Annotated in this window: 13 protein-coding genes; 7 read left to right on the top strand and 6 right to left on the bottom strand. The window is 46.0% G+C overall.

The window, feature by feature from the left end; all coding sequences use genetic code 11:
• Positions 1-733: 733 nt before the first annotated feature.
• Positions 734-952 (bottom strand): hypothetical protein, encoded by a 219-nt coding sequence (locus QUB33_RS20735; RefSeq protein ID WP_333151292.1) that lies wholly within the window; start codon positions 950-952, stop codon positions 734-736.
• 161 nt (positions 953-1,113) lie between these two features.
• Between QUB33_RS20735 and egtC the strand changes: the two genes are divergently transcribed.
• The 3 genes from egtC (at position 1,114) to egtD (ending at position 4,572) form a co-directional block, all read left to right on the top strand.
• The gene (gene egtC, locus QUB33_RS20730; protein WP_333353541.1) at positions 1,114-1,902 is read left to right on the top strand and encodes an ergothioneine biosynthesis protein EgtC; all 789 of its coding nucleotides are present in this window, start codon (positions 1,114-1,116) and stop codon (positions 1,900-1,902) included.
• Complete coding sequence (gene egtB, locus QUB33_RS20725; protein ID WP_333353537.1) at positions 1,874-3,145, top strand: ergothioneine biosynthesis protein EgtB; 1,272 nt, start codon at positions 1,874-1,876, stop codon at positions 3,143-3,145. Before egtC ends, egtB begins: the two co-directional genes overlap by 29 nt.
• Positions 3,146-3,525: 380 nt before the next feature.
• The gene (gene egtD, locus QUB33_RS20720; protein WP_333353533.1) at positions 3,526-4,572 is read left to right on the top strand and encodes an L-histidine N(alpha)-methyltransferase; all 1,047 of its coding nucleotides are present in this window, start codon (positions 3,526-3,528) and stop codon (positions 4,570-4,572) included.
• A gap of 438 nt (positions 4,573-5,010) precedes the next feature.
• Here the strand turns inward: egtD and QUB33_RS20715 are convergent, their stop codons facing one another.
• From QUB33_RS20715 to QUB33_RS20705, 3 genes are all read right to left on the bottom strand, one after another.
• Positions 5,011-6,210, bottom strand: coding sequence for an SGNH/GDSL hydrolase family protein (locus QUB33_RS20715; RefSeq protein WP_333353530.1), 1,200 nt, complete (start codon positions 6,208-6,210; stop codon positions 5,011-5,013).
• Positions 6,211-6,508: 298 nt separating this feature from the next.
• Positions 6,509-7,120 (bottom strand): hypothetical protein, encoded by a 612-nt coding sequence (locus tag QUB33_RS20710; protein WP_333066699.1) that lies wholly within the window; start codon positions 7,118-7,120, stop codon positions 6,509-6,511.
• Positions 7,121-7,529: 409 nt separating this feature from the next.
• Positions 7,530-7,853, bottom strand: coding sequence for an RNA-binding protein (locus QUB33_RS20705; protein WP_333353526.1), 324 nt, complete (start codon positions 7,851-7,853; stop codon positions 7,530-7,532).
• 1,403 nt (positions 7,854-9,256) lie between these two features.
• Between QUB33_RS20705 and QUB33_RS20700 the strand changes: the two genes are divergently transcribed.
• From QUB33_RS20700 to QUB33_RS20690, 3 genes are all read left to right on the top strand, one after another.
• Positions 9,257-10,066 (top strand): SDR family NAD(P)-dependent oxidoreductase, encoded by an 810-nt coding sequence (locus tag QUB33_RS20700; RefSeq protein WP_333353522.1) that lies wholly within the window; start codon positions 9,257-9,259, stop codon positions 10,064-10,066.
• Between the two features lie 219 nt (positions 10,067-10,285).
• On the top strand, positions 10,286-11,122 hold the full coding sequence (locus QUB33_RS20695) for an MBL fold metallo-hydrolase (protein ID WP_333353519.1): 837 nt from the start codon (positions 10,286-10,288) through the stop codon (positions 11,120-11,122).
• A 158-nt stretch (positions 11,123-11,280) separates the two neighbouring features.
• On the top strand, positions 11,281-12,345 hold the full coding sequence (locus tag QUB33_RS20690) for an aldo/keto reductase (protein ID WP_333353516.1): 1,065 nt from the start codon (positions 11,281-11,283) through the stop codon (positions 12,343-12,345).
• A gap of 232 nt (positions 12,346-12,577) precedes the next feature.
• Here QUB33_RS20690 and QUB33_RS20685 read toward each other — a convergent pair whose 3' ends face one another.
• On the bottom strand, positions 12,578-14,260 hold the full coding sequence (locus QUB33_RS20685) for a tetratricopeptide repeat protein (RefSeq protein ID WP_333353513.1): 1,683 nt from the start codon (positions 14,258-14,260) through the stop codon (positions 12,578-12,580).
• Between the two features lie 248 nt (positions 14,261-14,508).
• On the opposite strand from QUB33_RS20685, the gene QUB33_RS20680 reads away from it, so the two are divergent.
• On the top strand, positions 14,509-16,245 hold the full coding sequence (locus QUB33_RS20680; RefSeq protein WP_333353510.1) for a pseudouridine synthase: 1,737 nt from the start codon (positions 14,509-14,511) through the stop codon (positions 16,243-16,245).
• Positions 16,246-16,414: 169 nt separating this feature from the next.
• Here the strand turns inward: QUB33_RS20680 and QUB33_RS20675 are convergent, their stop codons facing one another.
• Entirely contained in the window at positions 16,415-18,877 is a 2,463-nt protein-coding gene (locus QUB33_RS20675) for an ATP-dependent helicase (RefSeq protein WP_333353507.1), read from the bottom strand.
• Positions 18,878-19,307 lie beyond the last annotated feature (430 nt).

Genomic DNA, 19,307 nt, shown 5'->3' with positions numbered 1-19,307 from the left:
TTTTTCCTCTTCCATATTTTCTTTTAGTAACTCAGCCATAGCTGAGTCAATTTATGCTGCTTAGTCTAAACACCAGTCTTAACTATCTCAAGAAAAACTTCAATGGGTAAAAATAAAACGAACGAACCTGTGAAAATATTTTTCACAACGACTTTATCTAACAATAAATAAAGTTATAATATAAGTTAGTTTAATACGTAAAAGGATACAATTATATTTGAGGCTATTATGCTCCTCAAACCTACCATAACTAGGGAAAAATGCTTGGGTAGTGAGGGAGAATGGTCATAAAAATAGACAAAACAAGTAAAGAAAGTAATCAATAAAAAGGGCGAAACTAATATACTTCTCGCCCCCTTTGTCCGATTTATCACAAACCTGAGAATTGATGGTCAAAACTTAAATATATTTTCATTTTTATTTGCACAACAAATTATTAATAATTAGGAAAGGCAATAGAGTTTGCATTCCGTCAACTTTCTAAGGTCAACTTTCTAAGCAAGATATTTGGAACTGGTTTACACACTGCTGTTATTGTACTTTATCTATCTGAGAAAGGCTATACGGGAATCGAAAGTGTCTGTGCAGACTTTCTAGCGGGCACTGAGAAATTAAGTCTAGCCAAGTGGGGAAATCCCGTAAGGGAAAAACGCGAAAAGCCAAACTGTGAAGTTTGGAAGCCCACGCCATAACTGTAATCAGTTTGGCGTTGGGAGGGTGTTACTGCTTTTCCTTAGTCGATCGAGATTGACTGAGGCCCCGTGCTTTTACCGTTGGTGGGTTCGGCTGGGGGAGTAGTGTAGGAAGTTGAACCAGCTTGCTCGTCGATCCAGCTTTTAACGGGATCTTCGTGAAGGTTGAGTCGAAGCAGGCCAGATAAAAATCCGCCCGCGAAGGCGATCGGCTGTTCGATCAATTCTTTCGCCATTGGGATGAGTTCGTCGAAGAACATTCAAGAGTCTCCTTGTGTTGCAGGGGTTCTACCTTAACTGTATCGTTTGTACTGCGATGCTGGCAGCGGGCTACAAAAAACCTTCCAGCACTGAAGATGGGCGATCGGGCAATTTTTCGGCTAATGACTTACAATGCTAATCACATTGCTGCAAAAATTTTATGTGCCGTTTGCTTGGCTACCTCGGGGAGCCGATTTTACTCGATGCTATTCTGTACAAGCCGGAACATTCCCTAATTGTGCAGAGTTACGAGCCCCGCGAAATGACTTCTGGCGTACTCAATGCTGACGGTTTTGGTCTTGGTTGGTATCACCCGCACTTAGATACTGATCCGTTTACATATAAAAATGTACAGCCAATTTGGAGCGACATTAACCTTCCGAGTATCAGTCGATACGTTGAATCTGGATGCGCGATCGGATACGTTCGCAGTGCAACTTCAGGACAAGCTGTAGATTTGAGCAACTGTCAGCCGTTTCAGAACGATCGCCTGCTGTTCGTACACAACGGCTTCGTGAAGAATTTTCGGCAAACTCTTTACAGACCAATTCGCGATCGGCTTAGCGATACCATTTATCAATCAATTAACGGCACTACAGATTCAGAGCATATCTTCGGTTTGTTTGTCAATGAATTGACAGCCGCCAATGTGACTCTAGAAGCTGCTTTGCAAAACACGCTGAAAACTGTGGCAGAGCTAGCAAACTTTCACCAAGTAGAATTTTCAGCTAATATCATTATCAGTGACGGACACCAGCTTGTTGCCTCTCGCTTTGCTTCCCAAAAAACCCCTCCTTCCCTCTATTGGCTGCGGGACGATTTAAATTTCCCGGATTCTGTCATCATTGCTTCTGAACCTTTATTTGCAGGCAATTGGCACGAGTGCCCAGTCCAGAGCATTATCAGTACCGGAGTAGACCGTGATATCCAATTCTATCCAATCTTGTAGAGAGGCAATTTATCGCGATTTGCAGCAGTGTCGCCGCGGCACTTTCAAGCTATTTACAGACATCGACTACGATACTTTTTGCCGCCAAGCTCATCCTGATTTCAGTCCAGTTGGCTGGCACTTAGGTCACATTGCTTATACTGAGGATTTGTGGCTTTTGCAGCGGTGTGCGGGGTTGAAGCCAGTCTTTCCTGAGTATCACCAACTGTTTGCTGCTGATATTTTGCCGAAAAAACAACGGGTTTTTTTGCCGACGTTACCTGAAGTTGAATTATATCTGGACGCGGTGAGAAAAAAGGTGTTAGATTATTTGGAAGTAGCGCCGATCGACGAGCAAGAACGTCTCTGGCGGTTTATTATTCAGCACGAAAGCCAGCACTGCGAAACAGTTGCTTTCGTGTTGCAAATGCAAAAGAAGAAGGAAGAAGGAAGAGGGAATGAGGAAGGAAGATTAATTTCCAATTACCGATTACCAATTGCAGATTACCAATTACAAATTACGGAGTCCCAGGCGATTGAAATTCCAGGCGGAGAATTTTACATGGGAAGCGATGCTGCTGAGGCTTTGGATAACGAGCGATCGCGCCACCTGTGTTATTTAGAAGCATACTCGATCGATCGCTATCCCGTCACTTGCCGTCAATACCGAGATTTCATGGAATCCGGCGGCTATCAAAACCCTGATTGGTGGTCAGCGGACGGCTGGAAATGGCTGCAAGGCGAAGCCGTCTCTCAACCGCTTTATTGGTCCGAAAATCCAGCTTTCAACAACCATCCAGTCTGCGGCGTGAGTTGGTACGAAGCCGAAGCTTACTGCAACTTTGTTGGCAAGCGTTTGCCATCGGAAGCCGAATGGGAAAAAGCTGCGAGTTGGAATGCCACAAATCAAACATATCGCATCTATCCTTGGGGAGAAGAACCGCCAAACGGCAGCCTGTGCAATCACGGCAATAATATTGCCAATACCTCGCCAGTTGATGCCTTTCCCAAAGGAGCAAGTGCGATCGGCTGCTGCGATATGTTGGGCAATGTTTGGGAGTGGACTGCTTCAACCTTTGACGCCTATCCGGGATTTGAAAGTTATCCTTACAGGGGCTATTCTCAAGTTTATTTTGATGGAGAACACCGGGTTTTGAAAGGGGGGAGTTGGGCGACTTTTCCGCAAGCACTGCGATCGACATTTCGGAATTGGTACTATCCGGGCGTGCGGCAAATTATTGCTGGTTTTCGCTGCGCTAAGTAGTTCGCTAGGTAATTATAACTACTGTCAAATTTGTTCATATTAAGGAATTTAGTCATGCGACTTTTCAGATTAACAAATTCCTTAATACTTGCTTTACAAAGCTTATGTGACGAACCTCAGATAAATGGCTGGAGAGGGAATTGGCGAAAAAATTTGTTTGCGAAATGCCCAACTTTTTTCCATGTAACCAGCTCAAAGAAAACAAGTTTGGTTAAGTATTCAATAATTTTTGTGGAGAAATTTTAAGTTTTAATTGTGGATGCGATCGCCATCCGGTGAGACAATACAGAACCCACATCGGCAGGAAAAATCTGACTTGAGCGCGATATTTGGCAACGCAACTGCGTGCTATACCGATATGTGCATCTAAAAATTACTTTATGAAATCCCCAAGACTGTCCGACACAACAAACTCAGCCTTAACGAAGGAAAACCGGCTGCACTTAGAGCGACTGGTGAGCGCTGCAGCACTGACACCCGCAGAAATCAATGCTGGCAGCGATGTAGTTAGCGGGTTGACTCAAACCCCCAAATCCCTGCCTCCAAAGTATTTCTACGACGATCGCGGCTCGAAGCTGTTTGAGTTGATTTGCCAGTTGCCGGAATACTACTTGACACGCACTGAGACGGCTATTTTGCAGGGGTGCGCGGGGGCGATCGCAAATTTAACTGGCCCCTGCGAAATCGTCGAACTCGGCAGCGGCAGTTCCACAAAAACTCGGATTCTCCTTGATGCTTACAGTCAACTGGAGTATCCCCTGCATTATTTGCCGATCGACATCAGTCCTACTATCCTAGAAAGCAGCGCTTGTCAACTGTTGGCAGATTATCCGTCGCTCCAGATTCACGGACTTGTCAGCACATACGAATTAGCCTTAGCTAAAATTGCACCGTCGCCCTTGCCAACCCGAATGATTTGCTTTCTCGGCAGTACCCTCGGCAATCTCAACGCTCAAGAATGCGATTTGTTCTTTTCGCAAATTGTCGGTGCATTGCAGCCGGGAGAGTATTTTTTGCTGGGAATTGACTTGGACAAATCTAAGGATATTTTAGAGCCTGCATACGATGACAGTCAAGGAGTAACGGCAGCATTTAACTTGAATATGCTGCGGCATTTAAATCGCAAATATGAGGGAAATTTTGATTTAGCACAGTTCGAGCATTGGGCTTTTTACAATCAAGAGGAATGTCAAATAGAAATGCACTTAAAAAGTAAAAAAACGCAAACAGTGCAGTTGCGTTCTCTCAATTTAACGGTTGAATTTGCAGCGGGAGAAACTATCCGCAGCGAAATATCGCGCAAGTTTAATCTCAATACTGTACAAAAAGAACTGTCGCAGCGTGGTTTAATGCCAGTGCAGGTTTGGACAGATCCAAATCAGTGGTTTGGCTTGATGCTTTGCCAAATTTCTGATGTTAATAAATGAGTTCTTCAGATATTACCCACAGTCAGGACACGGCAGTACCCATTGGTGTCAACTTAAGACTGAAACCCTTGATAAATATCGGTTTTACGTGAGTCTAGATCCCCCTAAATCCCCCTTAAGAAGCTATGCTTTATAAACATCTTTCTTAACATTTGGAGAGCGATCACTCTTACGCTATCAAACCCCCATTCCTCCCTCACTAGTTCTCAATAAGCTTGACCTTTTATCAACAAACATAAGGGTCAAATTGTCAAGGCTGGTGGGAAAATGAATCAGAAAAGCCTTGTTACACAAGGCTTTCCTGATTGTTAAGAAAGATGTGGGTAACGCATAGCTTAAGAAGGGGGGGCTAGGGCGGCTCGAACCCTAATAGTCAAACAGCAGAGCGGTATTACGTTTGACGTTAAGTTGACAGGAATGGGGAGAATCATATTAATTTTACTTCACTAGGACGTTATTTTTTTTTGAACCCGAAGACTCTGCTTGGAACTTATCGCATAAGTGTTGTGCAATAAGTTGACCAACTTGCTCATGGCCTTGACGATTCCAATGACCTTCACAGGGTAGAGCATTGGGAAAGCCATGTACACAAGTTTTATTTTTTTCTGCATACTCTCGCAATCGCGGGACTGTATCCAATGTTGTAATATTGAGCCGATCACCCAGGGATTTGATTCTCTGATTAGGATAATACAAGTCCTTAATGCCAGATTGTTTCATATAGCCTTGACGAGCTATAGGATCGGGATGGACTTGAGCTCCCGTACTGACAACCAAAACCATAAAATCTGCCTTTTTTGCCTTAACTTCCTGATTCATTAGTGTAATTAATCCTTCTGTCACCTGCCAAGCCTCTTTCCATACTGGATCAATCGGTTCTTGAAAGTTCTTAGAAAATCGATTGTTTTCGGTGGCATCAAGCAGACGTTTCTTATTATCTAAATCCACTTGTCTGACTAACCGCAAAATGCGTGAATTATTGACAAACCAAGTGGGAAGATAATCTACTGCGGAAAAATTCACATATTCATGTTCTTCCGGTGACATTTTAACCCATGACATATCTGGGACTAATTCACCATTTTTATAGACGAAAAAGGGCCGACGTTTATAAAAATCAAGTTTTTTTGAATTATTAATAATATCGTTGCCCGGCAAAAAAGCTAAGAGGACTAAATCGGGAGAATATTTCCAGACTTTCTGGCGCAGAGTCATTAGTTCTTGAGCCGTCCCATAACCCTGAACCCCAAAATTAATTACTTCAACTTTGCGATCGCCTAAAGCAGTACATTTTTTATTGAGTTGCTTTCTCATTTTCCACCAAAAAGTATTTTCCATCGGCACTTGTAAAGCTTCGGCAAAGGAATCTCCCAGCACCGCGATCCGAAAAGTTTTTGGTGGTTTCTCCTTGGTATGTTCACGATCGCGTAAACCATCTTTATTCGCTTGGATGAAGGAGCGCTCCCCTTCACCGCGCCACTCGAAAGACGCGCCCGGATTCAATGACCAAGCTCCAGCGGGATCGTCTAATCTGTAAATCTCAAAAGAGACAGGCTCACGGGGCTTTTTCAGACCTTTAATTCCCCCCAGATGAAGAGCTAATTCTCCCAGGAAAACACCCGCCATAATTCCCCCCAAAATTAGGCTGAGTTGTTGCCCCCATAAACTTAGTTTTCTCATGTTAGTTTTCTCTTGGCTAGAAATCGGGTCTAAATCGCGGCAAATATCTCAAAAAGACAATCCCTACAATAATTGGTGTTTGGATCGCGCTCATAAAAAGCCCAAACCGCTTCCAACCATAATAAATCGGCTTCAGGGATAACAGCGCGATCGTGTCTCTGTTCAAAAACTGTCCGAAGTATTGCTAGGAGTAACTTTACCAAAGTATGTGGCGATTTAGTTTGACTCTTAGCAAATACCAATTTCCCATTCCCAATTAACAAATCGGCCGCTGTCCGGGTTTGACGGCGTGAATGTACTCGCTGCCCGAGGTCGGCCATCCCCGCTTATAATAAGCTTCCTCCGGCTTCCCCCAGCCCAACTGCAACAAAATTTCTAGAAAATCCAACTTTTCCCACTTCGAGAGACTGGCCCATTCTGTGCGCTGGGCTATAGCCTCTACATCAACCGGCTCGATCGAGCGAAAATCCTTCCCGCTGTTAATGCTTAAATACAAATCCATCCCGGCAGTTACCTGCTGCCAGAATTCCAACATAGCAATCTTAGCTGCCTTCAACGTGATCAAATCAACCGGTAGAGCTATTAATTCGTCATCCACTGCCGGATAGCGTAGAGTATTGCCTTTAACCGCGATTTCCCGCCAGACAATCCCAGAAACTTGATGTTCCCGCTGGTATTCGTGCACGGCAGCCTTAAAATTTTGATAAGCAGTGAACTTCTGAACTCCCTCAGATTTGAGAAAGCGGTCAATCACGGGGTTGCCTGTAGCAGGAGTTTCAGTCAAATTGAGGCGCCGCCCATGCAAGCAGGCTTGGCGCTCTTCTTCGAGGATTTTAATGAGTTCCGCCGTGCTGTAGACCTTGGACATCTTTATTGAGGCAAAATCAAGATATTGGCTGATATTCGGCTGGTTTTCTCGACTAATCTTCGGTAAAGATAGTTTTGCTGTTCTAGGCAATATTCAGTTTTGCCGTTATTCTAACTTTTCTTGCTGCTTAATTCTAGTTTGATAGTTTACAGGAGTCGAGCCGCGAAATCCCGACAGCCTCTTAAAAAAAGCAGTTAAGAGGGTATCGAATCACGAACTAGAGTGGGAACTGCACAGCCGACGTACCTCCCGGGATTTTTCGCCAAAAACAAAGCCCCCTCCAAGGAGGGGGCAAAACTGATTTAGAGGTTTGGGAGTTTTATTTCATGGGTCGATCGAACAACCCGAAAAAGAAGCAGCATTCGCACCTGCGCTCAACTACCACAACTCAAATTTTCAGTCTCAAAGCTTAGTAGCGTCCGCGTGAAGAGCGATCGCTGTCGCCCCAGCCACCGCCGCCGCCCGAGGGGCGTCTGTTGTTGTTGTTGTTTTCGCGAGGTTTGGCTTTGTTGACTTTCAAGTCGCGGCCCATCCATTCAGCACCGTCTAGAGCTGCGATGGCTGCTGCTTCTTCTGCCTCGCTTGCCATTTCCACAAAAGCAAAACCCCGCATCCTGCCTGTTTCCCGGTCCATTGGCACTTGGACGCGGCTTACAGTACCGTACTCGGCAAATACTTCGTTGAGGTCCTCTTGTGTTACCTCATATGAAAGATTACCCACGTAAATCGACATAAAATCTCCAGAATCATTAGGGTGCAGAGATTTAGATTCGGAGAGACGCTTGTAAATAAACACCAACAAACTACGCCACCGAATTTAATTCTTGGAAAACCACTATAACATGAAGCCACCAGAATCAGCAATTGGCTGTCATAATTTTCAATTTTCGGTGCCGTCGGGCAATCCCCAACAGAAAGTATTCGTGATAAGTGACATCTTACACTCTTGGCGTCATCCGCTTGGTTTCTTGCTGCGCGATCGGCCTGATATCAGAGATTTTTCGTCGCTGTTACCAGGTTGATTGAGTCTGATTGAGAACAGTGCCTGAGATTCAGTTATCACTGACATCACGCACTGTTCTCCCTGGACAAGCCTCCTGCCCGTTCCACCAGAGATAAATGTTTTTAGCCCAGGATTAATCTTCCGAGTCAATGTCCCATCTTCCATCTTCCGTCTCTCATCGCATCCAATTTAGCCCGCGATAATGGCGGTTCCCAAATAATTCTCAAAAGAGTTATTAGTCATATCTACGCGCATTTTATACATATAGACATCAAAGTTCACCCGAGATAGAGCGACTCGGCCAGAATTGCCCTTTTGAATTGCGGGTCTTCGTGCATACTGAGGAAAATAAATTGTAATTTTTATTCACAATAGATTCAGTTTTAGCTTATGAAATATCCCACTTGCGGCTCTCAATATATTGTAAAAACTTGTCGCACTTACAAAGACAAACAAAAATGAATTTTCGAGATTGGGGAAGACAATAGGTGAGGGCTTCGAGACACGAACTGATTTTTAATCAAACAAGATAGTTGATTATCGTGAGCGGCTTATAGAAATTATCTTTGGTTGTATCTGTAAGCTACTTAATTTTGTAGCGACGCAAGTTTTTTAATGACAACCCAATGTTTGAAATGTCCACCTGCCAAATTTATATATCCTAATTGTTGGGCGCTTGGATGATATTGTTTAACAATATTTCACTATATTTATATGTTCATCTCTTAGACTTTCTAGATTGTCTGGGTTTGCATCAAGGCACTAATAGGATCTTTGGTTGAACAAAAACTAAGAAATATTAGTTATTTTTTGCTTCATTCGGCAATAATAAAATCCTAGTTATTTATCTAAAAATTTCCTTTTATTCATTTTTTAAGGCTTTCTGTATTTTCTATATTTGCTATTTCTCATAGATGATTATATGCTGGCATTTTTACACTAATTGCATGAATTTGGTTGGCGATTATACCGTATTTAAATGTCTAACAGCTTATGTCCTAGGAAAGATGCGATCGCACTCCTACCTCCCTAGCATTATATAAAGTTGAAAGCCCACAGTCCACAAAGATTGTCTAGTACAGAGAGAAGCAAGCCTAGACAAACGAGCGTGAAGCAGTTACAGAGGATTTTAAATGGTTATAAACAGTTCGTTGACCCGGCCCTTGGCTGTCGTGACGGGTGCCTCTAACGGTATCGGCTACGAACTCGCCAAACAGTTCGCTCAAAACGGATTCGATCTCCTAGTCACCGCCACCGGAGCGAGCATCAATGAAGCGGCTCAAGCCTTTGAGGGACTCGGTGCCAAAGTCGAGACAGTGCAGGCAGACCTCGCTACCTACGACGGTGTTGAGACGCTCTACAACCAGATAAAAGCGACTAATCGGCCAGTGGATGCGATCGCAATTAATGCCGGTGTCGGCGTCGGGGGCGACTTTGCCCGCGAGACAGACTTGAAGGACGAACTAAATCTGATTAACCTCAACGTTGTCTCGTCTGTGCATTTGGCTAAACGGGTAGTTAAGGATATGGTCGATCGCGGCCAAGGACGGATTCTATTCACTTCCTCCATTGCCGCCCTAATGCCGGGGCCGTTCGAGGCAGTCTACGCGGCATCTAAAGCATTTATACACTCCTTCTCAGAAGGGCTGCGTAACGAGTTAAAGGACACAGGCGTCACCGTTACCGCGCTGATGCCAGGGCCGACGGATACCAACTTCTTCCATCGCGCGGGAATGGACGACACGAAGGTGGGCGCAGACAAGAAAGACGACGCGGCCGAAGTTGCCAAGCAGGGCTTCGAGGCGCTGATGGCGGGTAAGGACGACATTATCGCCGGTTCACTCAAGACAAAGATTCTGGCCAGCGCGAGTAAGGTTTTGCCTGATACCGTCAATGCCGAACTGCACCGCCAGCTTACTGAACCGGGTTCTGCTAACAAATAATTCGCGTCGGTCTTACTATTTTTATGTGCCGATTTAAAGAAAGTAAACATCGCAGATAATGGCAAGATTGCAGCCGATAAAAGCGTGTTTACTTCTCCCAGTAGTGACGATTTAGCGAAGTTTTCTCAGGCGTTCATCGATGCCATTATGCAGCATCGGCCTTGGATGGGGACTGAGGAATAAATAGTTATCGCCTAAGTAATTTAGTACAGCACATTTATGCAAATTCATCATCTCAATTGTGGCTGTATGTGTCCCATTGGAGGGGCACTTTTCGATGGCTTCAGTCGCGGCCTGACGGCTCACCTCGTCTGCCACTGTCTGCTCGTTGAAACGAATCAGGGACTGGTTCTGATTGATACCGGCTTCGGATTGCGGGATATCCAGTCCCCTTACTCTCGGCTCAGCCCGTTTTTCGTCCACTTTAATAATATCCAGTTCGATCGCAAGTACACGGCAATCCATCAAATTGAACAGCTCGGATTTTCACCAAGCGATGTGCGCCATATTGTACTCACCCACCTCGATTTTGATCATGCCGGTGGTCTAGAGGATTTCCCTGAAGCCACAGTACACGTTATGCAGGCTGAAATCGATGCGGCACAGGATCGGCACGGTTTCATCACAAAAAGGCGCTATCGTCCGGGGCAGTGGGATGAAGTCAAACGCTGGAAATACTATTCGGCGGGTGGCGAACCTTGGTTCGGTTTTGAAGCTGTCCGCGACCTCGACGGGTTGCCGCCGGAGATTTTGCTAATCCCGTTGGTGGGGCACACGCGCGGTCATGCTGGCATTGCCATTGATACACCCGATGGCTGGCTCCTGCACGCAGGCGATGCCTATTTCTACCGACACGAGATGGATGCCGCTAACCGACGCTGCACACCCGCTTTGCGCGCCTACCAATGGATGATGGAGGTCGATCGCAAGGCTCGGTTGCTCAATCAAGGCCGACTGCACTCCTTATCGGCGCAGCACAGTAAAGATGTGCGCGTGTTTTGCAGTCACGATGCTATTGAGTTAAAAGCCTTCGCTGGCCGGTCTAGGAACTCTTAAAACTAGAAATTTCATCATTACTATTGATTAGGCAAAGTAGGCAGTCGGGGAAGTTGCAGCCCGACTGCGCTCTGGATTTTGAGACATCTTAAATTCAAAACTCTTTAGTGCAACGAAGCGGTGAGTGAGTCCTAGTAGTTTCTTTGCAGGAGGCATTTATGAATATCAGCAGACGCAAGTTGTTAAAGGTAACTTCTGCTTCTGGTTTGGTTGCAGCAGGGCTGGCTGCTTCAGAAGGGTTGTTGAAACCCGTGTTAGCTCAAGATGAACAGACTCAAGTATACGCTGAAAGTGCAGTTGCCCAAGGTCAAACCCAAAGTGGCGAGATGAGTTACAGGACACTGGGACGCACAGGAGAGCGAGTGTCTGCAATTGGTTTGGGGGGACACCATATCGGACGGCTTCGAGAGGAGCAAGAAAGTATTAAGCTCATTCGCAGTGCGATCGACCGCGGCATCAATTTCATGGACAATTCCTGGGACTATCACAACGGACGCAGCCACCGCTGGATGGGTGCAGCGCTCAAGGATGGCTACCGGCAAAAGGTGTTTCTGATGACCAAGATTGACGGCCGCACCAAGGGCGCGGCGATGATGCAGATTGATGAATCGCTGAAGGCGTTGCAGACTGATCGCATTGACCTGATGCAGCATCACGAACTTATTCGGATGGAAGACCCCGATCGCATTTTTGCTCCCGGCGGGGCTATGGAGGCGGTAGTGGAAGCGCAGAAGGCGGGCAAGATTCGCTACATCGGGTTTACAGGACACAAAGACCCTTTGGTTCACCTGCGAGTGATGGAAATTGCCGCTCAAAACAATTTCCGTTTTGACGCGGTACAGATGCCGCTGAACGTGATGGACGCTCATTTTAGAAGTTTTGAGCAACAAGTTCTGCCGGTGCTGGTGAAGAACCAAATAGGTGTATTGGGGATGAAATCTATGGGCGACCCTTACGTTCTTAGAAGCAATACAGTAAGCCCGATCGAATGTCTCCACTATGCGATGAATCTGCCTACTTCAGTCGTGATTACTGGCATTGATAGTATGCAACTCCTCGATCAAGCGTTTGAGGCCGCTCGCACGTTTAAGCCGATGGATCAAGCACAAGTTGCAGCAATGCTGAATCGCACTCGCGAGGCGGCAGCAAAAGGGCAATACGAACTGTATAAAACTACCAACCAATTTGATAGTACCGCCATGAACCCATCCTGGCTAGGATAAGCCGTTTTGTATTATTCATAAGCAAATCTAAGATGAGGGCGAAATTATTTCTTTAGAGAACCCACAAAGGCTAGAGGAGAGGTTGTCTCCGGCTCTTTTGAATTGTTTCTAGGGAGCAGACAGAAGAGGGAAGTTTTTTTAGTTTTAAGTTAAATAGCTCAAACTTTACGCCAGCGCAGTATTACGAGGAACAAAGCAATTTCAAAAATTAAAACTATTTGTCAATTTCCCCTTACCACTTTCCTGACATCGCGCCCTTAAGCCTCAATTCTTCTCGACTGACTAGAGCTTCGTAGTAATCGGGTTTGATTTCGAGGGCGACTCCGTAAGAACTAATAGCATCTTGAGTTCGCTGCAATTTTTGCAAAACGTCGCCCCGTTGCGCCCAAGCTTCCCAGTTGTCTGGCTTGAGTTGAATCACTTGGTCAAAAGCGACGAGTGCTTGAGAATAATTTTGCATTTCCCCTAGGATCAGACCTCGCTGTACCCAGCCTTGATAGTTATCCGGCCAGACAGTAATTGCTCGCTCGTATGATGCTAGAGCTTGTTCGTACTGCTGCAATTTTGACAAAGCGTTGCCGCGTTGCAACCAAGCTTCAAAATTGTCTGGCACGATTTTTAGTACGCGGTTGTAAGCTGCGACGGCTTCTTCGTAACGCTGCAATTTTTCCAGCGCTGCGCCTTGCTGCAACCCTACTTTTGATGTAATTTCTGCTTCTGAAGTCAGAGAGATTACTTTATCAAAACAGGCGATCGCTTCTTCGTATTGCTGTAATTTTTCCAGAGCTTCGCCTCGCAAGTTCCAAGCTTCTAGAAAATTACCTTCAATTTGTAGGGCATTGCTGTAAGCGATAATTGCCTCTTTGTAGCGTTCCAATCCTGCCAGGGCGATGCCTCTACCCAGCCAAGCTTCGGGAAAATTCGGATTAATTTGAACGGCTTGGTCAAAAGCTGCGATCGCCCCTTCAAAATCTCTCGATTCTGACAGTGTTTGACCGCGCCCGATCCATGCTTCGGGATAAAAAGAATTAATTTGAATTGCCCGATCGAAACAAGCAATTGCTGCGTCTGCCCGCTGGTGTTTGAGGGCCATTCCTTTATAAAACCAAGCTTCGCAGTCGTTGGGCTGCATTTGCAGTACGCGATCGTAAGCTGTCACGGCTTCTGCATATTTGTGCAATTTTGCCGAAGCAATGCCCCGATTGAACCAAGCCAGACTATTTTGTGGTTGCAGTTGAATGGCGCGATCGTATGAAGTTACAGCTTCAGCGTAGCGTTCGGCTTTCATCAAAGCCAAACCTCGGTTCAGCCAAGCTTCCCAATTAGTGGGGACGAGTTTCAGCGCGCGCTCGAAAGCGGCCACGGCTTCAGGATAGCGCTCCGCTTGAACCAACACGTTGCCTTGCCGATACCACATGGCGGGCAAATTCGGATGAAGTTGGGTTGCTTTTTTGTAACAGGTTGCGGCTGCATCCCACTGCTGCAATTCCTCTAAAACTCGGCCTCGCTGATACCAAGCTTCGTGCTTTTCTGAATTGATTTGAATTGCGGTGTCGAAAGCCGCGAGCGCTTCTGAGTGATTTTGCAAACTTAACAGCCCTGTCCCGCGCAGCATCCAAGCCCAGTATTCTTCGGGATTAATTGCTGTAGCTCGATCGGCGCAGGCTACGGTTTCTGCGTAGGAGTGCAGTTGCTTGTAAGCTTTGCCCAGATTCAGCCACGCCCGGGCCCAGTCCGGCTTAATTTGAACCGCTTTTCCATAGCAAATGACTGCCGCTTCGTACCTTCCTGCGGCGTACAATCTATTGCCCCGATCGTAATCTGGAAATGCTGCAAAAATTCTTAAAATCGGCGGCAGCAGCGCTGGCTGGGGGTTTGAGGAGTTTTCTGTAGCCGAAGTCGAGAGGTCTGGCATACGCCTTTCACATAAAAAATTTAGTGGGATAACAAGCTTGCGGTCTTATATATTAACTTATGCTTTTCTTAATCTCGCTGCTGTTTGGAAACAAATTTAGCATATCAGGCTTGGTGCGACACATCATTTTTACTTAATTCCAGTAGGTATAAAATTATGCACCCTTCCCACTTTCGGTACACCGCTGTAACATACGGTCAGGACACAAGCACATAATGTCCTAATTCAGGTTTCAAACCAAATTTAAGATGCTAGAGTTGCACGCGCTTTTAGATTTCACGGACTGTCATTGGGAGTCGATCGACTCGCACCCCAATTATTGGTACGAAGGCCTTTGTCCTCAAAGTGGCGAGCTGCTGAGACTGCCGCGTACTCGAATGTCCGAGGATCTCGCCCGGGGTTTGATGCAGTACCTTGCTGCTGACGATTCCTACGATCGCGAAGGGAAGATGTACGGCATATTACTGGTGGAGATGCCTTCGGGGGAACAGGGGATACTCAAAGCATTTTCCGGGCTGCTGAACGGTTGCAGCATTCTTGAGGGCTGGGTGCCACCGATTCCGGGACGAGAGCGAGTTGCTTTTGAGGAAGCCCGCACGTTAACTCAATTGGAGGCGATGAAACAGGAACTTATTGCACTGAATCAACTCCCGCAGCGACAAGAGTATGAAGCCTTATTTCGGGAGTTTGAAGTGCAAATGCAAGTTTTGAGCGATCGGCACCGCAATTGCAAGCAGCAGCGAGATGAAAAACGCCAGTTACTGTGTCAAACTCTCGCAGCAGAAACACTAGAAATTGCCCTGGAACAACTGAATCAAGAAAGCCGTTTGGAGAAAATTGAACGCAGGCAATTAAAACGGCAGCGGGATGAAACATTGCAGCCGCTAAAACAATTAATTGAAGCTGCGGATCGGCGGATGCGGGCGCTGAAACAGCAGCGAAAAGAACTTTCCCGCGAACTTCAGACGCAAATGCACGCAGCTTACACTCTGGTGAACTTTTTGGGAAAATCGCGATCGCTCTCCTCATTGATGCCAACCAATTCTATTCCCACTGGCACCGGCGACTGTTGCGCGCCAAAATTGCTCCACTACGCGGCAGTACAAAATCTGAAACCGCTGGCAATGGCTGAGTTTTGGTGGGGGCCGCCATCGGGGGATAAGATACAGGGAGAATTTTATGGTGCTTGTGGCGATCGGTGTCAGCCGTTGATGGGTTTTTTGCTGTCAGGATTGGCTCAAAATCCGATTGTTTCTAATATAAATGAGGGTTTGACGGGCGGGCTAGAAGCCCAACCCCTACTCCCCACAAGCAATAATATTTCTTGTGGAACGGGCATCTTGCCCGTTACGCAAATGCTACCGATTATCTATGAAGACAAATGGTTGATTGCGGTCAATAAACCTTCTGGCTTGCTGTCAGTTCCAGGTCGTTATTTTGAAAATCAAGATAGTGTTTTCAGTCGTTTGCGTAACTTGTTACCGGATAGTTTAAATTTGATAGTTGTGCATCGTTTAGATGGGGAAACATCGGGGATTTTGCTATTGGCCCGGGACAAAGAAACTAGCAGTCAACTCAGGCAGCAATTTGCAAAAAAGCAGGTTCACAAAGTTTATGAAGCGGTGCTTTCGGGTACTGTAAAAATTGAGGCGGGGACGATCGATCTCCCACTTAGGGGCGATCCAGAAAATCGGCCTTACCAGCAAGTCAATTGGGAGTGCGGAAAACCCAGTGTTACTCGCTTTCAGGTAATGGCGAGGGAGGGAAATTGCGATCGGGTCGAGTTTTTGCCGCTGACGGGACGCACGCATCAATTGAGGGTTCATGCAGCGGATGTTCGAGGGTTAGGGATACCGATTTTGGGCGATCGACTTTACGGATGTCGGGCTGCCGCGAAGCGGCTACACTTGCACGCGCGGGAACTTTCCTTTAAGCATCCGCAGTTGGGAGAAAGGTTATACCTACAGGCAGAAACACCATTTTGAGCTAAGGGCGGCAACGAGAGATAGTCTAGCAGTAGGAATTACAGATAGAGGCAGCAAATATTTATTGTTGAGTAATCGGAGCAACAAAAGGAGTAACTTCAGCTTAAGTTATCACCCATAATTAGAGCCGGGGAACGAGCTACTTATTACTGATTACTTCTTATTTATTTTATAGAGCCTTACTCGGAAATCTCTGTTTCAAAACAGGCATTACCGGACAAGGTTTTTGCTCCTGCAAATTCTCCGGTTTGTTCCAAGTAAAAGGCCCTTTTTTCTCCGCCGCCATCCACAGCAAGCTTTTTGCTCTGGTCATCGCCACATACAGCAGTCGAAACTCTTCTGCTGTTTTCAAATAACCTGCTTGTTCCCAGGCTTCGCCTAGATTTGGTAAAGGATATTTTTCGTGCAAACTTGCTCGAATTTGTGCTCTCGCTACCTCTGCTAAAGTGAAATCTCCTAAAAATCGGGCTTGCGGCAAAACACGCAAATTTCCGGGGATGGTTTGTTCGTGCAGAAACGGCAAAAATACGCAATCCCAATCCAATCCTTTAGCTTTGTGCATGGTAATAATTGTGAGTTGACCTTTGCTGGTATAGCGTTCTTCTATTTTGTCGTCTGCATCCACAGGTTCAAATCTTTCGGAACTGACAATTTCGCTCAGTACATCCAAAATATTACGCATTGAATTGTTGCCGGCTGTTTGGATTGCTACTCGTTCTGCTAATTTGTCGGCGGTGGCTAATTCTGTTTGGTCGTATTGCAGCGCTAAGGCTAAGAATGAAATGATTTGGTAGGGTGGCAGTTCTAAACTAGCTTGCAGCAAACCGCAGCAAAAATAGCGGCATTTGCGAATGGGGTCTGACTGCTGCGGGTCTAGCGGGCCTGGGTAAAGGAATTGCTCGGGGCTAGTCGCAAAAGCATTGTAGTCTTGTTTGGGGATCAGTTGCCGATCGCTCAAAATCTTTAAGGCTGCTTTCAGGTAGTCTGGAGAGTGCGGGCGATCGAGGAATTGCAGCAGTGTTAAGATTTCCCAAGGTACTTGAGAATGTCTGTCCCGCTCTCCCACATCCTCAATTTTAATGCCGTATTTCCGCAAATCAAAGCTTAATCCGTGTTTTTGAGGATTTTCCAGCACTTCTTTGATAAACTTACCTTGTTTATTTTCCCGCACCAAAATAGCCATCGATTTCAGATTTTCTAACGGCAATTTGGCGCTATTTTCCCCCTCCCTCGCTTCCCCGCCTGAATCGATATCTTTGCCATCCCTGCCCCATTCAAAATCGGCAGGTAAAAATTCCTCTACCAACTCAATTACCCGCTTGCCAATTAACTCAATTGTATGGTAAATATCGCGGGGAGTATGCAATTCTAAGCCGCGACCAATGGGAGCCGGATTGGCATTCTGCTGCGGGTCATTGCTGGGTACTGGCTTAATAGTTTGGTCGCGAAAAGGCTGTTCTGTTCCCGCTAATTTCGAGCTATTTACCCATTGCAACATAAAGTTAGCTGCATCGATAATCACCTGGGTGCTGCGACCTGCGCCGTCCATTGTCGCTAACTTATTCTCTACTTCGCACCGATCGCAAAATTGGTTAAAATAAATCGGGTCGGCAGGAGTGAAAGTAGAATTAATCGCTTGATTTGGGTCGCCAACTCTGATAAAATTGGGAGGTAAAGTAGGATGATCGGGATCGATCGCCAATGTTTCCAAAAGCCGAGTCTGCAAAGGTGTAGAATCCTGCGCTTCGTCCTCAAAAACAGCAAATACTTGCTTTTGCTCGATCGCCCTCGCCCTCGGATTGTCCAACACCCGCAAAGCGGCTAAAATCATCTCGTCGTAATCGATGAATTCCCGACTCCTCAACAAAGCCTGATATTTTTGATATAAACCCCCAGCTACTGCTAAAATCTCATAACCGTCCCCAGTATCAAGAGCGTTCATTTCTAACAACTGTTCGGGAAATAAACCAGAAGATTTCGCCTCGTGAATCACAGTTTTCGCTACCTGGGGCAAAATTTCCGTCCGCAAAACCGATTGTCGCCGCAGCCTCTCCGTTTCCTCTCCGTCGAATTGCTGTCCTTCCAGCAAAACTTGGTATCGGCGGGAATTTTCGGCAATCCAAAGTTCTACACAGGTACGAATTAATCGGTGACTTTGAGTGGGAGTAACTAAAGTTGAATTTTCTAAATTTAAACCCGACAAATCGGGATGGCGCATCGCAATATTCAAAGCTAAACCGTGCAAAGTATGCACCGCAAAACCGCCTTGCGATAAAGACAATTCTGTCAATCTTTCCCGAATTTTAGCTTTAATATTAGCAGCAGCCGATCGCGTAAATGTCACGACAATTAACTGGCGGCGGCTGTGAAGCCCGTTGCGGGCGATCGCAATTGCCGACGCAGCAGCCATTCCCGTAGACTTCCCGGCCCCCGGAACCGCCGAAACAGCAAGGGGGCCGCCTTGCCAATCCGCCATGTCCTGCTGGCCCGCACGCAAGCTTTCGCGAATTTTAAGGCAAGCTTGTTCTCGCAAAACTGCGGCAAACCCAGATTCTGAAAGCGCTGAGGCTACATCCGGGCGATCGATCTGGGTTGTCGATCGCATAAAATCAGTATCAAATTCATCTGTCATGCGATTTTAGATTTTAGATTTTAGATTTTAGATTACAAAAATATTTGTGGGGTTCAGCCTTTTCAAACGGTATCAGAAACTGAGTTGTTTTAGTGGCGATCGCGTATGGCCAGAACCCAAACCGTCAATCGATTTTAGATCTTAGATTTTAGATTAAAGAATTGAATAAAACGACCCCGCGGAGAAATCCGGCGGCTGGCAATTGGGAGCGAGGAGCTTTTTTCTCGCTCCACGGATGAATCCGGGGACGTGTGACCAAATTGTTTTCGGTCATCACACCGATATTTATTGGCTTTCATCTGCGTTCATCTGCGTTTATCTGCGGTTAAAAATTCCCAAGTATTCAACCTCTACCGTTTCCATTTCGGTATCGGCTAAACTAACGCTATATATTGAAGCTTAAATTGAAACAAGCATAAAATTCAATACC

It is taken from the genome of Microcoleus sp. B3-A4 (genome assembly GCF_036705385.1).
Classification (GTDB): Bacteria; Cyanobacteriota; Cyanobacteriia; order Cyanobacteriales; family Microcoleaceae; genus Microcoleus.
The sequence above is the reverse complement of the archived record's forward strand: the minus strand, read 5'-3'. Positions and strand labels throughout refer to the sequence as shown.

Bases quoted from the DNA above. Each gene is read 5' to 3' on its own strand.
- QUB33_RS20735 (WP_333151292.1), bottom strand. From the start codon at position 952: ATGTTCTTCGACGAACTCATCCCAATGGCGAAAGAATTGATCGAACAG.
- egtC (WP_333353541.1), top strand. From the start codon at position 1,114: ATGTGCCGTTTGCTTGGCTACCTCGGGGAGCCGATTTTACTCGATGCT.
- egtD (WP_333353533.1), top strand. From the start codon at position 3,526: ATGAAATCCCCAAGACTGTCCGACACAACAAACTCAGCCTTAACGAAG.
- QUB33_RS20710 (WP_333066699.1), bottom strand. From the start codon at position 7,120: ATGTCCAAGGTCTACAGCACGGCGGAACTCATTAAAATCCTCGAAGAA.
- QUB33_RS20705 (WP_333353526.1), bottom strand. From the start codon at position 7,853: ATGTCGATTTACGTGGGTAATCTTTCATATGAGGTAACACAAGAGGAC.
- QUB33_RS20700 (WP_333353522.1), top strand. From the start codon at position 9,257: ATGGTTATAAACAGTTCGTTGACCCGGCCCTTGGCTGTCGTGACGGGT.
- QUB33_RS20695 (WP_333353519.1), top strand. From the start codon at position 10,286: ATGCAAATTCATCATCTCAATTGTGGCTGTATGTGTCCCATTGGAGGG.
- QUB33_RS20690 (WP_333353516.1), top strand. From the start codon at position 11,281: ATGAATATCAGCAGACGCAAGTTGTTAAAGGTAACTTCTGCTTCTGGT.
- QUB33_RS20685 (WP_333353513.1), bottom strand. From the start codon at position 14,260: ATGCCAGACCTCTCGACTTCGGCTACAGAAAACTCCTCAAACCCCCAG.
- QUB33_RS20680 (WP_333353510.1), top strand. From the start codon at position 14,509: ATGCTAGAGTTGCACGCGCTTTTAGATTTCACGGACTGTCATTGGGAG.
- QUB33_RS20675 (WP_333353507.1), bottom strand. From the start codon at position 18,877: ATGACAGATGAATTTGATACTGATTTTATGCGATCGACAACCCAGATC.